This window comes from Veillonella intestinalis, assembly GCF_943193155.1.
In the GTDB taxonomy this organism is placed as follows: Bacteria; Bacillota; Negativicutes; order Veillonellales; family Veillonellaceae; genus Veillonella_A; species Veillonella_A intestinalis.
On record NZ_CALPDB010000004.1, the window covers coordinates 63,802 to 78,349 of the forward strand.

Below are 14,548 nucleotides of genomic sequence, written 5' to 3' on the forward strand. Positions count from 1 at the left end.
ATTAAGAGAATTAATGAGAGTAATATAAGGAGGCATTCGTTATGGGGATGACGATGACAGAGAAGAATATGGCGCGCCATGCAGGCGTAGCAACGGTGAAGGCAGGGGAAATTATAGAGTGTAAAGTAGACGCCGTGTTGATGAATGATATTACCTTTCCGCCAGCGTTAAAAGAATTTAAAAAGATTGGTAAACCTGTTTTTGATAGAGAGAAAATTTATCTAGTGCCAGATCATTTTACACCGAATAAAGATATCAAATCAGCGGAACAAGCGAAAGTTATGCGTGATTTTGTACGGCAAGAGAAAATCACTCATTACTTTGAAGTAGGCCGTATGGGCATTGAACATGTACTATTACCAGAGCAAGGATTGGTGGCGCCAGGTGATATGATTATTGGTGCCGATTCTCACACCTGTACATATGGTGCGCTAGGCGCGTTTGCTACGGGTGTAGGTTCTACTGATGCAGGCGTGGCGATGGCTATGGGCCAGACCTGGTTTAAAGTACCAGAAGCCATTAAAGTGGAGCTGACGGGTAAGCCTAACCAGTGGGTAACAGGCAAGGATATTGTCCTCGAACTTATTGGTCGCATTGGCGTTGATGGGGCGCGTTATAAAGCGATTGAATTTTGTGGCGATGGCATTGCCCATTTGACTATGGCCGACCGCTTGACTATTTGCAATATGGCGATTGAAGCAGGTGGCAAATGTGGTGTTTTCCCTTATGATGAAGTGACGGAGGCCTATGTGTCAGGTCGTGTGAAACGGGCTTATACGCCTGTGGTAGCGGATGAAGATGCCGTATATAGTGAAACGGTAGTTATTGACCTAGCTACTTTACAGCCAGTGGTAGCGTTCCCTCATTTGCCATCGAATACGCACTACATTACAGATATTGCTAACGATATTGCCATTGACCAAGTAGTAATTGGCTCTTGTACTAACGGGCGTTATGAAGATTTAGAAGCAGCGGCGTCCATTTTTAAAGATAGAAAAGTGGCGGACTTTGTACGTTGTATTGTAGTTCCAGGCAGTCAAGATGTGTATGATCAAGCCATAAAAACAGGTTTGGTAGATATCTTTATTGAAGCAGGCTGTGCCGTTAGTACGCCAACTTGTGGGCCTTGTTTAGGTGGTTATATGGGCATTATGGCAGCGGGGGAGCGAACTGTTTCCACAACGAATCGTAATTTTAGAGGGCGTATGGGCCATGTAGATAGTGAAGTATATTTGGCTAGCCCATATGTGGCAGCAGCTAGTGCTGTACTTGGGCGTATTGCAGGGCCAGAGGAGGTTTAATATGGATTTTCAAGGTAAAATTTGGCGCTACGGCGACAATGTAGATACAGATGTAATCATTCCCGCTCGATATTTGGCGATTGCTGATATGGCGGAGCTAGCTACCCATGCGATGGAAGATATTGATACGACCTTCGCTCCTAATGTAGAAGCTGGCGATTTGATGGTAGCTGGTAAGAATTTTGGCTGTGGTTCTTCGCGCGAGCATGCACCAGCGGTCATTAAAGCGAGTGGGGTACCTTGTATTATTGCCCATAGTTTTGCACGAATTTTTTTCCGTAATGCCATTAATATTGGCTTGCCGGTGATTGAAATTGGTGATGCGGTTGAACATATTAAGGCGAACCATGAAATTGGGATTGATATGAGTTCAGGTGAAGTGCATAATTTAACCACTGGTGAAACGTACCAAGGTACAGCGTTGCCTCCTTTCGTACAAGCCATTGCCAAAACGGGTGGCCTTGTAAACTTTGCTAAACAGCGGGGCTAAGTAAGGAATCCGCTTAAAAGAAAGCATGAAATAGAAAAAAGAGAAATACAACGGTAATAGATAGAATAAAACAGGAAAAATAGAATAAGATATAAAAAGATAGAATAAGCTATAAAAAGGATAGAGTGAAGTAGAAAAATAAACAAAAGAGAATAGAAGAGAGAAAGAGAGCATTTATATGAGTATAGAGAAACGAGTAGTCGCCATTAATGGCGATGGTATAGGGCGTGAAATTGTTAATTCCGCTCGTCGTGTTGTGGACAAAGCGGTGGCTAAAGATAATATCGTAATTCGTTGGGCGGAGCATAAGGCTGGTGGAGAAGCGATTGATGCCTATGGTGAGCCTCTACCACAATCGACCATTGAGGCTTGTAAAGCGGCAGATGCTGTGCTATTGGGGGCTGTAGGTGGCCCTAAATGGGATGCGGTAGATCCAGCCATTCGACCAGAAAAGGCTATTCTTGGCCTTCGTAAAGCGTTGGGCTTATTCTGTAATTTACGCCCTGTTCGTATTTTCAAAGCCTTGCAGGACTATTCTCCACTAAAACCTGAATTGGTGCAGGATGTAGACTTTGTTATCGTTCGTGAACTGACTGGAGGCATTTATTTCGGTGAACGTTCGGAAGCTAGCGGTGAAGGGGCCAATGAAGTGGCGTGGGATAAAGAAACGTATCATCGCTATGAGATTGAACGAATTATGGATGTAGCTATTAATACAGCCAAACAGCGCAAAGGAAAGGTAACGAGCGTAGATAAGGCCAATGTATTGGCATCCTCTCGTTTATGGCGTAAAGTGGCACAAGAAAAAGCCACTGCTAATCCAACAGTAGCTTTTGATTATTTGTATGTAGATAACACAGCCATGCAATTAGTAGTTAATCCTGGTCAGTTTGACGTGATTGTGACGACTAATCTATTCGGAGATATTCTAAGTGACGAAGGGGCGGTTGTTTCAGGATCCCTTGGTTTATTGCCATCAGCTTCGATTGGTACGGGCACAGCACTTTATGAGCCTATCCATGGCTCAGCGCCAGATATTGCGGGTCAGGGCATTGCCAATCCATTAGGAACGATTTTATCAGCGGCTATGATGTGTCGCCATTCATTAGGCGCTCCTAAGGCGGCTGCTGCGATTGAAAAAGCAGTGGAAGACGTACTTGTAGCGGGGTATCGTACGGGTGATATTTACAAGGCTGGCATGAAAAAAGTAAATACCGAAGGCATGACGGAGGCGGTGTTAGCATATATTAAATAAGTTATGTAACTAGTTTTATATTTATAGATTTTTGTGAATTGATGTTTTAAGATTTTATTAATTTAAATATTGTAAATATTATAAGTATAAAGAGATTATAGAGGACTTTTCTAAAGTAGAACGGTTAATGGTAAGATTGGTTTGCGGCAAGAAAGGTCCATTCTGTAATCTAGTTACTATCGGTTTTAATGTTTGAGATAGATTTAATGAGTCTAGCCTTTGAGATATAGGGAGTTATGTAAGGTTTTATAAACTTTTAAACTTTATATTGACTTCTTTTCCCTACCTGTGTATAATTGAAAAAAACATAAAGATATCGTCGACGAACAGGAAGAGTAATTATAAGAGTTCGGCTACAGCGAGTCGGGAATGGTGGGAGCCTGATGCAAGAGTTTATAATGAATGGACCTGGGAGACGTGGCCCGAACTTTGGTAGGCGCCACCGGTCATCTCCGACCGTTAACAAAGGAGCGCGTATCGCCTATGGGTAGGCCGTACGTAGTGAGCCGGGTCTTTATGACCAATTGGGGTGGCACCGCGGATAACCTTCGTCCCTAGATTTTCTGGGATTGAAAGGTTTTTTTTATACCCATTTTTAGGAGGAAAGAAGTATGGAGCGAATTCAAGATGTTTCAAAATTAGTATATACACATGTGCAAGGCGGTCAATTTCGCTGGGTTACAGTGAGCACGTTAATGTTGGCCTTGGGTACGATTTTGCACTTAGTTAGCCCTAGTGTAGCAGGGATTACACCAAACTGGATGATTGCTACTTATTGTGTAGCTATTCATTTGACACGACCTAATTTTCGTCAGTCTTTGGGGATTGGCTTAGTAGCAGCGCTCATCAATTTGATGACCTCTAAATCGGCTTTTCCTTATGCTAACTTATTAAGTGAACCAGCTGGTGCTTTAACTTGTGCTTTCATTGTGCATATGTTTAGCAAAGTAAAAATTGGTGGGAATATGATTCCTCCTGTTGTATCTGGGTTTTGTAGCACTTTAGTGTCAGGAGGTATTTTCGTAACCATTTTATTTTATGTACTAGCTTTACCGCTTGATGTATATCTTAAAGGGATGTGGCCTTTAGTTTTAATTGTAGCGCTTTGTAATGCAGTAGTAACGCCATTACTCTATGTGCCAGCCCAACGTTTGTTTGCTCGTCGTGGCTATTTACCAAATGCAGATGAAGTCATTTCTAGTGATCATAGTCAGTATGAATTAGTACCAACCACTGATGCTAAAATTTCAATTGAACATTTTTCCTATTACTATGGTAAACAAACGAAGCCCGCTATTAAAGATATTAACTTAGTTGTTAATGATGGCGATTTTCTAGTAATTACGGGACCTGCAGGCTGTGGTAAATCCACTTTGTGTATGGCTATGATTGGGGCCGTGCCTAAATTCTATGGTGGTCGCATGGAAGGCATGGTATATGTTAATGGCAAGGCGACAACGCAAGCGGAAATTTCCGAATTGGCTACTGAAATCGGTGTTGTGTTAGCCGATTACGATACGCAGCTTGTGACGATGACCGTAGCGGAAGAAGTAGCGTTTGCTATGGAAAATCGTGGGTATACGCCAGAGCAGATTAAAGAACGCAGTGCTATCGTGTTTAAACAAGTCGGCCTTGAAGGCATGGAACAGCGTAAGATTACAAGCCTTTCTGGTGGCCAACGTCAACGCTTGGCGATTGCCTCGGTGTTAGCTACGAATCCTTCTATTTTAGTGTTGGATGAGCCAACCAGCTCACTTGACCCAGAAGGTACCGATGAATTATATCGTTTAGTAGGTTCTTTGAATAAAGAATATGGCATTACCGTTGTGGTTATTGATCATGATTTACATGCTGTATTACCATATGCCAATCGTATGGCCCTTATGGTGGACGGGGAACTTCGCTGTGATGATGTGCCTGAAAACACATTGCGTTATATGTATAACCATACTATTTATGTAGATGCCTTACCATCTATCTTTACAACCTATATGCGCTTAGAAGAAGCCGGTTATGAATTTGAACAGCCATGGCTCAGTGTAACCGCTGCTAAATCTGGTTTACGCGTATCATAAGGAGGTTACTATGCTAGAAGTTAAAGGCTTGCGCTTTGGCTATGTCCTAGGGCAAGATATTATAGATAATGTAGATTTTACTATCGGTGAAGGTGAATTTATTGCCGTTGGCGGTCGTAATGGCTGTGGTAAAACAACAGTTACTCGTTTGCTGATGGGTCTTGAAAAGCCACGAAGTGGCAAGATGTACTATGATGGGGAAGATATTACTAATTTATCCCCTGCTGATCGTGGTCGTTTTATCGGGTATGTGTTTCAACAACCAGACCGTCAGATGTTTCGTCCTACCGTAGCTGAAGAAGTAGGCTTTGGCCCTGAACAATTAGGTTATACGAAAGCAGAAGTAGCTGATATTACGTCGAAGGCATTGGCAGCCACAGGGATTAGCCATTTGCGTGATGCTTATCCGCCAACGCTTCGCCGTGGGGAAAAACAGCGAGTAGCGATTGCATCGGCTTTAGCTATGAAGTCTAAAATTTTAATTTTAGATGAGCCAACGAGTGGCCAAGATGGCAAAGAAACACGGGAATTATTAGAGTTATTAGAAACCTTACGCTCTACAGGGCTTACCATTTTGTTGGTAACGCATGATATGGAGATTATGGCGGCCCATTGTACACGGGCTATCATTATTGGTTATGGAACCAAAGCGTTTGATGGTACACCAGAAGAATTATTTACTGCTCGTGAAGATTTATTTGATTTAGGTCTTACGAAACCACCTTGTGTGGAATTAGCCGAAGCGGTACCAGGCCTTGGTTATTGTAAGTCTATGAAAGATTTTGAAACAAAAATGCTAGCTCGTAAGGGTCGCAGTTAGGAGGAAACCCATGCAACGATTAGTACCTTTTACCAAAATATTGATGACTATTGCGTTTTCCGTATGGGCTGTTCTATTCCAAACTCCTTACGAATTAACGTTATTACTAGCCTTAGAGCTTATTATTTTATTAGTAACGGGCCTTTTGGGCAAACAGTTTAAAGCTGTTTTAGTCTTAGCGGCCTTTGCCGTATTCTTAGCAGTTGTACAATATCTTGGCGGTGGCACCTTAGAATCTGCTTATGTGACAGGGTTGCGCATGCTTTGTATGACGATGGTATTTATTATGCTCTTGGCTACAACTAAGTTGCAGGATTTAACGGCAGCTTTGGTGACACAATGTAAAATTCCTTATGAATATGCGTTTATGTTTACTGCGGCACTTCGCTTTGTGCCAGATTTTATTGCAGAAAGTAAAGCCGTACAAGAAGCACAGGCTTGTCGTGGTTTAGCGTTAGACGGGAACATTTTCAAACGATTTGCTTCCTACGGTTCGGTTATTCAGCCATTATTATTGAAATCTTTAGGCCGTTCTGAAACGATGGCACTTTCCCTAGAGTTACGTGGTTTTGGTAATAAAAATCACAGCTTTGTTGCTACAGTAGGGATGCGCGGGCTTGATTATGTAGTTGTATCTGTGTTAGCTATTTTAACAGTAGCTATTATTATGTATGTGCGTGGCGCTTTCTAAGATATTGTTGTACACTATAGGTAAGTATGTATTATCTAAGTGGGCCTCTCATAAGTACAAGACGTTAGGCCTTGTTGTTAGCAAGTAGGAGCCATTTATGAGTAAACAATATTCCATCGTAGGTCACAATCAATATGAGGGGCAATTGGTTGATGGTCATTTACACACTGAATTATGCCCCCATGGGAGTGGTGAAAAGGTTGCTCTTTTAATTGAAAAGGCTATTGAACTGGGGTTTTATAAATTGTGTTTAACAGAACACGCCCCCCTACCTAATGGTTTTACTCGGCGGTATAAAGGGGATAAAGAAGCCTATGATACGGCGTCAATTCGTATGGATCAAGTAGAACCCTATTTAGCCTTAGGTACTGAATTACAAAGAGAGTATGGTCAATATATTAATCTATCTATCGGCTTTGAAGTGGATTATTTGCCTGGCTTTGAGGAAGCGACTCGCGAATTTTTAGATTTGGTAGGGCCCTATACGGGGGATAATTTGTTGTCTGTTCATTTTATGCCCGGTGTGGACGATGGCTTTTGGTGTGTAGATTACAGTGAAGCGGAGTTTGCGAAGGGCTTTGGACCGTGGCTTACTAAGCAAGATGTGCTGTATCGTCGGTATTTCCAACTGGTTTTAGAGGGCGTGCAGACTGACTTTGGGCCTCACACACCAGTGCGTATTGGTCATTTAGATTTGATTAAAAAGTATCAGCACCATTTTAATTTTAAAAACACTTATGATAGTGTTACGCAGCAAGTGATTCGGCAGATTCTTGAAACGTTACGCTTCCAGAATCGTACCCTTGATTATAATATTGCTGGCTTATTCAAGACAAATTGTCGTGAAATGTATCCTAGTTCCTTTATCCAAGGGATGGCCTATGCGTTGGGCGTGCCGTATATGGTGGGATCTGACTCCCATGGGGTGAGTGCTTTTGAAACGGCTTGGGCTTAGAGTTATATAGCGCCGGTTACCTGATATAAATTGAAATATAATTAATAGATAGCGATTCAGAAAAATAAAAACATCCTTTAACTATTGTCATGAAGTTCACGTTGAATACGTGACGACATATAGTAAAGGATGTTTTTGTATATATGGCTTTAGGAGGTTCTGGCTTACTCACCTATGTTTTCGTTTATAGAGATAGGAGATGTTAGGGGATATGACTATAAGAATATAAAGATGTAAGAATATAAGAGTATAAGGATAAAGAGTATAAAGGCATAAAGATATAATAATATAAAGGTATAAGAACATAGGTCTTATACCTTTATATGACTGGAAGGCATAAAATCTATGCGTAATATTATATTGACGAAGTGTGTCTTACAGTGTATTATATCTTTAACACTTTAGTTAGATGAAGTGATAAAGAGTTAAATGCAAGATTAAAATTTAAGTAGTAGTCACATTATCATTTCTATTTGATGATGTATATAGATAGGCAGTACGAGTAAAGAGAGGGTTTGGGATATGAAACAAAAACGCTTGCCTCAAGGCTTTCGTGATGAGTTTGGTGAGGAAGCGCAGAAGAAGGCGCTCCTTAGCAATTTATTATCGAAATGCTTTTACAAACGAGGATATACAAAAATTATAACACCTTTAATTGAATATAAAAATGTCTTTGATGATTATGATTTAGCCATTCAACAAAAGCTCTATGAATTGGTTGATAGTTCGCAAGAGCGTTTAGTTGTGAGACCAGACTTAACCTTACCAATTGCGCGGTTTTTATCCAACATACAAGTAAGCTTGCCCACTAAATTTTACTATATTGGTGACGTGTTGGCTATGAATCAGGCTCACCGTGGCTGGGCAAATCAAGTGACACAGGCGGGCATTGAATTAGTTGGTTATGAGTCGAATCGAGCTGAACTGGAATGTTTGCTAGTTATCAATCAAGTAAATCGATTGTTATTAAATAATCGCCTGTATTTAGAATTAAGTGATGCTCGTTTTGCTCCTGCGATTGTGGAAGCCTTAGGCTTAACGGCTGATGAGGAAGAGACCTTGTTTGATGCTTTATTCAATAAGAATTTGCCACGGTATGAAACGATTATTGAAAGTTATGCTGAAAATGCTTTATATCCGCTTTTAGTGGTTTGGCCTCGTTTATTTGGCTCTGTAGAAGAAGTACAGCAAGAGTTAAATCAAGTGATTTTACCCATGACAGCCCAACGAATTGTCAATCAATTGATGGATTTAGCGAAAACGGTACAACATATGTCAAATCAGCAGGTTCGCCTTGATTTAAGTAGTCGACCACCGCAGCCGTATTATACGGGCTTGACCTTTAGAGGTTATGTTGATGAAGTGGCTAGCTATATTGTCAGTGGTGGCCGATATGATCGTTTGTTAGCTAATTTTCAAAAAGAACCTACTTGTGCTGTAGGCATGGCTTTTGATTTAGATGTGCTAGCTCAAGTAGCTGAAATGGAAGTGCCGAAAGCTAAACCAGTGCTAGTTTATTATGAGCCAACTGCCTGGCCTAAAGCAGCTGCGTATTTAGTGAATCATCCGGCGTATAGCTTAGTGCTAGCTGATAGTTTGGAGGACGCACGACGTCAGGCGGAGCGTGAAAATGCTGTATTATATGTAGTCACTGAAGAAGGAGTGAGTGAAGATGCTTAGTATAGCCCTAACAAAAGGCCGTGTGGAGGAGCAGGTCATTCCCCTTCTGGAGGCTTGTGACATTGATTGTGAACCTTTACGCAATAAGAAACGTAAACTCGTAATTCAGCTAGGGGATAGTTTAGAAGTGATTTTAGTTAAAGGTGGCGACGTTTTGACTTACCTCAATAATGGTGTCGTAGACATCGGCATTGTAGGTAGTGATATTTTAGAGGAACAGCAAAATACGAGCTATGAATTATTAGACCTTCAGACAGGACGCTGCCAATTTATTTTAGCCTCTTTAGCAGGCTATGACATGAATGAGCCACGGCGACATACAATTGGGACTAAATATCCTAACATTACTAAGGCCTATTTTGCCAGTCGTGGTAAGGACGTAGAAATTATTAAAATTGAAGGCTCTGTAGAACTGGCCCCTTTAATTGGCTTAGCCGATGCTATTGTAGATATTACCGAAACGGGTACGACCTTGCGAGAAAATAACTTGCAAATTTTTGATTGGCTGATGCCTATTTCTACGCGTTTGGTGGCAAATCCATTGGCTTTGAAACAAAAGCGTAGTGAGATTTTTAAATTTGTGGATCAGTTAAAGGCTGCTCAAGTCTGACAGCCTATATAGAGAAAACTAAGAGGAGAGAACGATGAAGATATATAGAGAGCCCTTAGCTAAGATGATTGACTTAGTTAATGAATATACAGCACAAACGACGGATATGGCGATTGAACAGCAGGTACGAACTATTATTGAAACGGTTATTGCTGGTGGCGATGAAGCCCTTCGTCAGTACAGCGAACAATTCGATGGTGTTACCCTTGAGGTGTTGCGTGTTCCACAGGAAGATATTGAAGCGGCGTATAATAGTTTACCTGCTGAATTAGTAGAAGCCCTCACAGTGGCTAAAGCGAATATTGAAGCCTTTCACAAACGAGAAATTGATCAAAGCTTTATTGATTTAGACACAACTGGTGTATTGCGTGGGCAAAAGGTGACGCCTTTGAAACGAGTTGGCATTTATGTGCCTGGTGGCACCGCTGCGTACCCATCTACTATTTTAATGTGTGCGTTGCCGGCAAAAATTGCAGGCGTGAAAGAAGTTATCATGGTGACGCCACCGCAGAAAGACGGCATTGCTCCTATCGTATTGGGGGCCGCCAAATTGGCTGGTGTTGATGCGGTGTATCAAGTGGGCGGGGCCCAAGCAGTAGCTGCCTTAGCCTATGGTACGGAATCGGTGCCAAAAGTGGATAAAATTGTAGGGCCTGGTAATATTTATGTGGCCACCGCTAAACGCCAAGTATTTGGGCAAGTATCCATTGATATGATTGCGGGCCCATCTGAAATCGGTATTTTAGCTGATGAAACGGCGAATCCTATTCACATTGCGGCCGATTTATTATCGCAGGTAGAACATGATAAACGAGCGCGTTCTATTTTAATTACTAATAGTGAATTGTTAGCCAATGCGGTAGCTAAGGAAGTGGAACGGCAACTCAAGGAATTACCGCGTGAAGCGATTGCTCGAACGGCTATTGAAGAGCGGAGTTTCATTGCTATTATTGACTCTATTGAAGATATGTTCACCTTGATGAATGAAGTGGCGCCAGAACATTTAGAAATTCAATTGGCGAATGCTGTGGAATATATGAGCTTAGTTGAAAATGCAGGCTCTGTATTCTTAGGCCCTTATACGGCTGAGCCAGTAGGCGATTATATGGGAGGCCCTAATCATGTATTACCTACCAGTGGTACGGCTCGTTTTTCTTCGCCCCTTGGTGTGTATGACTTTGTGAAACGTACTTCTTTTATGCAGTTCTCCAAAGCCCGTTTACAAGAATTAGCGCCTCACATTGCAACCTTAGCTCGCACCGAAGGCTTAGAAGGGCATGCGCGTTCTATTGAAATTCGTTTTGACGAAACAGCCGATCAGTTTACATTTGATGATGAGGAAGCGAGAGGTTCCTATGGACACTAAGAATAAAGAGATACCACTAGGTAATACTAAAGGGAACGCTATGGATATGAAAGGGTTGGTTGCGGCTGATACAAACAATTTGGTTACGGCTGATACGGTTAGCCAGCGTGCGGGGCGTTGTGGCGTTGTGAAACGAGTGACTGCAGAAACTAACATAGAAGTTAGTCTCAATTTAGATGAGCAGACCGGGGTAGACATTGCGACGGGGATCGGCTTTTTAGATCATATGCTTACCTTATTGGCCAAACATGGTCGCTTTGGCTTGACTATTACGGCCAAAGGGGATACCTATATTGATGCGCATCACACGGTAGAGGATGTAGCCTTAGCTTTGGGGCAAGCTTTAACGCAAGCCCTAGGGTCTAAAGAGCAAATTGAACGATATGGCAATGCGTGGGTACCGATGGATGAAGCATTGACTCAGGTGGTTATTGATTTAAGTGGTCGCCCTTATTTAGTGTATCAAGCGGCGCTTAGCACCCCTGTATTAGGTGGTAATTTTGAAACAGAATTGGTGGAAGATTTTTTTCAAGCTTTAGCTATGAATGGCTTAATGAACCTTCATGTGCGCAATGAGTATGGTCGTAATACCCATCATATTATTGAAAGTATGTTTAAGGCTACAGGCCGTGCGTTGCGACAGGCGGTTACATTTAATGCAGATATTGTAGGCATTAATTCCACCAAGGGTAGCTTAACTGTGTAGAGTAAAGGATAGATATGATTGCAATAGTGGATTATGATGCAGGGAATACATTTAATGTGCAAAAGGCGTTCACCCATTTAGGCATTCCTACTGTATTGACAGCGGATAAGGAGATAATTCTTAAGGCCGATGGGGTGGTTGTGCCGGGTGTAGGTGCTTTTAAACAGGCTATGGAAACGCTCACCCAAAGGGGGTTAGTGCCTGTATTACAAGACGTAGCCGCTAAGGAAACGCCCCTCTTAGGGATTTGTTTAGGTATGCAGATTCTCTTTGAATCGTCTACGGAATATGGCAAGACAGCGGGGTTAGGTTTAATTCCAGGTACAGTAGAAGCCATTCCTACTGATTTAGGTCTTATGGTGCCACATACAGGTTGGAATCAAAACCGAGTATATAAGCCCGCCAGTCCATTTAGCTTTGTGGATAATGAATATACTTATTTTGTTCATTCCTATTATGCTTGTTGTGATGATGAATATATAGTAGCTGCTGCTGATTATGGCGTTACGATACCAGCGATTGTGGGGCGAGGATCTATTTATGGTATGCAGTTTCACCCTGAAAAGAGTGCGGCCATTGGACTTCGTTTGTTAAAACAGTTTGGTAGTTTATGTGGCGCTGTGTAAAGTTGTAGGCGCTATTGAGGAGGTTTACATGATATTTCCTGGCATTGATATACAAAATAAACGAAGTGTGCGTTTATTTAAAGGCGACTTTAATCAAGAAGTCGTGATTAATCCCAATCCAGTCGATCAAGCCACTTCCTATGAGAAAGCGGGCATTAAGGCCCTTCATGTAGTTGATTTAGATGGGGCTAAAGCGGGCAAACCGGTTAATTATGATACCATTGTAGGCATTCGTCAAGCTTTCACAGGCATTATGGAAGTGGGGGGCGGTATCCGTGATGAAGCAACTATTCAGGCCTATTTGGAGGCAGGGGTTAATCGAATTATTTTAGGGTCAGTGGCACTGAAACAGGCAGATTTTACGAAACGTATGCTTAAGACTTACGGGGCTGAACGTATTGTTATCGGTGTCGATGGCATTGACGGTAAAGTGGCAACCGAAGGCTGGCTAGAACAGTCAGAAGTGACTATGGTTGATTTAATTCGTGAAATGATAACAGCAGGGGCCATTTACTTTATAGTCACCGATATTAGCCGTGATGGCACTATGTCAGGGGCTAATGAAACACTACTCGCTGATTTACAAAGGTTGTTTCCTAAAGCGGTTATCATTGCCTCTGGTGGGATTCGACATAAGGAAGATATTATCAGTTTAAGAGCTAAAGGGCTTACTGATTGCATCGTAGGTAAAGCGCTTTATGAAGGGCCTTTAACCTTGGCGGATGTAGTAGCGCTAGAGGAGGAATTATGTTAGCAAAACGAATTATTCCTTGCTTAGATGTGGATAATGGTCGTGTAAAAAAAGGCGTAAACTTTGTGAATCTTGTGGATGTAGGTGATCCAGTGGCCATAGCCGCATCCTATGAAACGCAGGGTGCTGACGAGCAAGTATTTTTAGATATTACGGCTACGACAGAAGGGCGAGGCACTTTTAAGGATGTAATTTCCGCTATATCTAAAGAAGTATTTATGCCGCTCACTGTTGGCGGTGGCATTCGTACTGTCGACGATATGCAACGTTTATTGCAAGCAGGGGCGGATAAAATTTCTTTGAATTCTGCGGCGTTAGCGAATCCAGAACTTATCCGTGAAGGGGCTGAAAAATTTGGCAATCAATGCATTGTAGTTGCCATTGATGTTAAGACTGACCCTGAAACGGGTAAACGCTATGCTTATACGCATGGTGGCCGTAAAAAGACGGATAAACTGGCCTATGAATGGGCACAGGAAGCGGTTCGGCTAGGGGCTGGTGAATTGCTTGTAACTAGCATGGATAAAGATGGTACTAAATCGGGCTTTGATATTGATTTATATAAAAACTTAGGTGATTTAGTGCAGGTGCCGATTATTGCCTCTGGTGGGGCAGGTACGGTGGCACACTTTGTGGAGGTATTTCAACAAACTAAAGTGACAGGAGCGTTAGCGGCATCTATTTTTCACTTCCAAGAATTAACAATTGAGGATGTGAAAGAGGCCTTGCGCGCTCATAATATACCAGTCCGTTAAGTTATATAGTATGAATGGTATGATAGGAAAAGTACGAGATGAAGAGTGCGCTATGAAGAGTGCGCTATGAAGAATACGATAGGAAGCATACGATTTGAAAAATACAATTTGAAAGGTATGATTTGATAGGAGTAAGATGGATGACACCTGATTTTGCAAAAGGACAAGGCCTATTGCCCACCGTCGTGGTTGATGCAAATACGAAAGAAGTGCTCATGGTGGCTTGGATGAATGAAGTAAGCTATGAGCGGACTTTACAGACTAAAGAAACCTGGTTTTGGTCTCGTTCCCGTCAAGAACTATGGCATAAAGGTGGCATTAGTGGGCATACGCAACAAGTAGTTCGAGCCGCCTTAGATTGTGATGGCGATACTTTGTTGTTAGAAGTGATTCCTAAGGGGCCTGCCTGTCATACTGGGGCTAGGAGTTGTTTTTTTAACACAATCCCCTTGGAAGGAGAGAACTAA

The 14,548-nt window shown here is 42.1% G+C and carries 15 protein-coding genes and 1 other annotated feature; all 15 genes read left to right on the plus strand.

Translation table 11 applies throughout. The features are described 5' to 3' along the window. The first annotated feature begins 41 nt into the window (after positions 1-41). A complete protein-coding gene (gene leuC / locus NFR44_RS05600) occupies positions 42-1,301 on the plus strand; it encodes a 3-isopropylmalate dehydratase large subunit (RefSeq protein WP_162099749.1) in 1,260 nt (419 codons plus the stop codon). Position 1,302: 1 nt separating this feature from the next. Further along, positions 1,303-1,791, plus strand: a complete 489-nt coding sequence (locus NFR44_RS05605; protein ID WP_251441795.1) for a 3-isopropylmalate dehydratase small subunit — start codon at positions 1,303-1,305, stop codon at positions 1,789-1,791. Between the two features lie 178 nt (positions 1,792-1,969). After that, positions 1,970-3,046: a 3-isopropylmalate dehydrogenase gene (gene leuB / locus NFR44_RS05610; RefSeq protein ID WP_251441796.1), complete on the plus strand. Its 1,077-nt coding sequence runs from the start codon at positions 1,970-1,972 to the stop codon at positions 3,044-3,046. A 313-nt stretch (positions 3,047-3,359) separates the two neighbouring features. Then, positions 3,360-3,605 (plus strand) — a binding site (T-box leader). 52 nt (positions 3,606-3,657) lie between these two features. Continuing rightward, positions 3,658-5,121, plus strand: coding sequence for an energy-coupling factor ABC transporter ATP-binding protein (locus NFR44_RS05615; protein ID WP_251441799.1), 1,464 nt, complete (start codon positions 3,658-3,660; stop codon positions 5,119-5,121). A gap of 10 nt (positions 5,122-5,131) precedes the next feature. Further along, positions 5,132-5,941 carry an energy-coupling factor ABC transporter ATP-binding protein gene (locus NFR44_RS05620; protein WP_251441802.1) on the plus strand — a complete coding sequence of 270 codons (810 nt, stop codon included), beginning with the start codon at positions 5,132-5,134 and terminating at the stop codon, positions 5,939-5,941. A gap of 10 nt (positions 5,942-5,951) precedes the next feature. Then, the gene (locus NFR44_RS05625) at positions 5,952-6,632 is read left to right on the plus strand and encodes an energy-coupling factor transporter transmembrane component T family protein (protein ID WP_251441804.1); all 681 of its coding nucleotides are present in this window, start codon (positions 5,952-5,954) and stop codon (positions 6,630-6,632) included. Positions 6,633-6,729: 97 nt separating this feature from the next. Further along, positions 6,730-7,587: a histidinol-phosphatase HisJ gene (hisJ, locus tag NFR44_RS05630; RefSeq protein WP_251441812.1), complete on the plus strand. Its 858-nt coding sequence runs from the start codon at positions 6,730-6,732 to the stop codon at positions 7,585-7,587. Positions 7,588-8,109: 522 nt separating this feature from the next. Next, a complete protein-coding gene (locus tag NFR44_RS05635; RefSeq protein ID WP_251441814.1) occupies positions 8,110-9,267 on the plus strand; it encodes an ATP phosphoribosyltransferase regulatory subunit in 1,158 nt (385 codons plus the stop codon). Continuing rightward, a complete protein-coding gene (gene hisG / locus NFR44_RS05640; RefSeq protein ID WP_251441828.1) occupies positions 9,260-9,877 on the plus strand; it encodes an ATP phosphoribosyltransferase in 618 nt (205 codons plus the stop codon). The genes NFR44_RS05635 and hisG overlap by 8 nt, the downstream gene beginning before the upstream one ends. A 34-nt stretch (positions 9,878-9,911) precedes the next feature. After that, positions 9,912-11,243: a histidinol dehydrogenase gene (gene hisD / locus NFR44_RS05645; protein ID WP_251441830.1), complete on the plus strand. Its 1,332-nt coding sequence runs from the start codon at positions 9,912-9,914 to the stop codon at positions 11,241-11,243. Between the two features lie 46 nt (positions 11,244-11,289). Continuing rightward, positions 11,290-11,949, plus strand: coding sequence for an imidazoleglycerol-phosphate dehydratase HisB (gene hisB / locus NFR44_RS05650; protein ID WP_371875194.1), 660 nt, complete (start codon positions 11,290-11,292; stop codon positions 11,947-11,949). A gap of 14 nt (positions 11,950-11,963) precedes the next feature. Beyond that, the gene (gene hisH, locus NFR44_RS05655; RefSeq protein WP_251441834.1) at positions 11,964-12,575 is read left to right on the plus strand and encodes an imidazole glycerol phosphate synthase subunit HisH; all 612 of its coding nucleotides are present in this window, start codon (positions 11,964-11,966) and stop codon (positions 12,573-12,575) included. A 28-nt stretch (positions 12,576-12,603) separates the two neighbouring features. Then, on the plus strand, positions 12,604-13,329 hold the full coding sequence (hisA, locus tag NFR44_RS05660; protein ID WP_251441846.1) for a 1-(5-phosphoribosyl)-5-[(5-phosphoribosylamino)methylideneamino]imidazole-4-carboxamide isomerase: 726 nt from the start codon (positions 12,604-12,606) through the stop codon (positions 13,327-13,329). Next, entirely contained in the window at positions 13,323-14,081 is a 759-nt protein-coding gene (hisF, locus tag NFR44_RS05665) for an imidazole glycerol phosphate synthase subunit HisF (protein WP_251441848.1), read from the plus strand. Before hisA ends, hisF begins: the two co-directional genes overlap by 7 nt. 140 nt (positions 14,082-14,221) lie before the next feature. After that, positions 14,222-14,548 carry a phosphoribosyl-AMP cyclohydrolase gene (gene hisI, locus NFR44_RS05670; RefSeq protein ID WP_251441850.1) on the plus strand — a complete coding sequence of 109 codons (327 nt, stop codon included), beginning with the start codon at positions 14,222-14,224 and terminating at the stop codon, positions 14,546-14,548.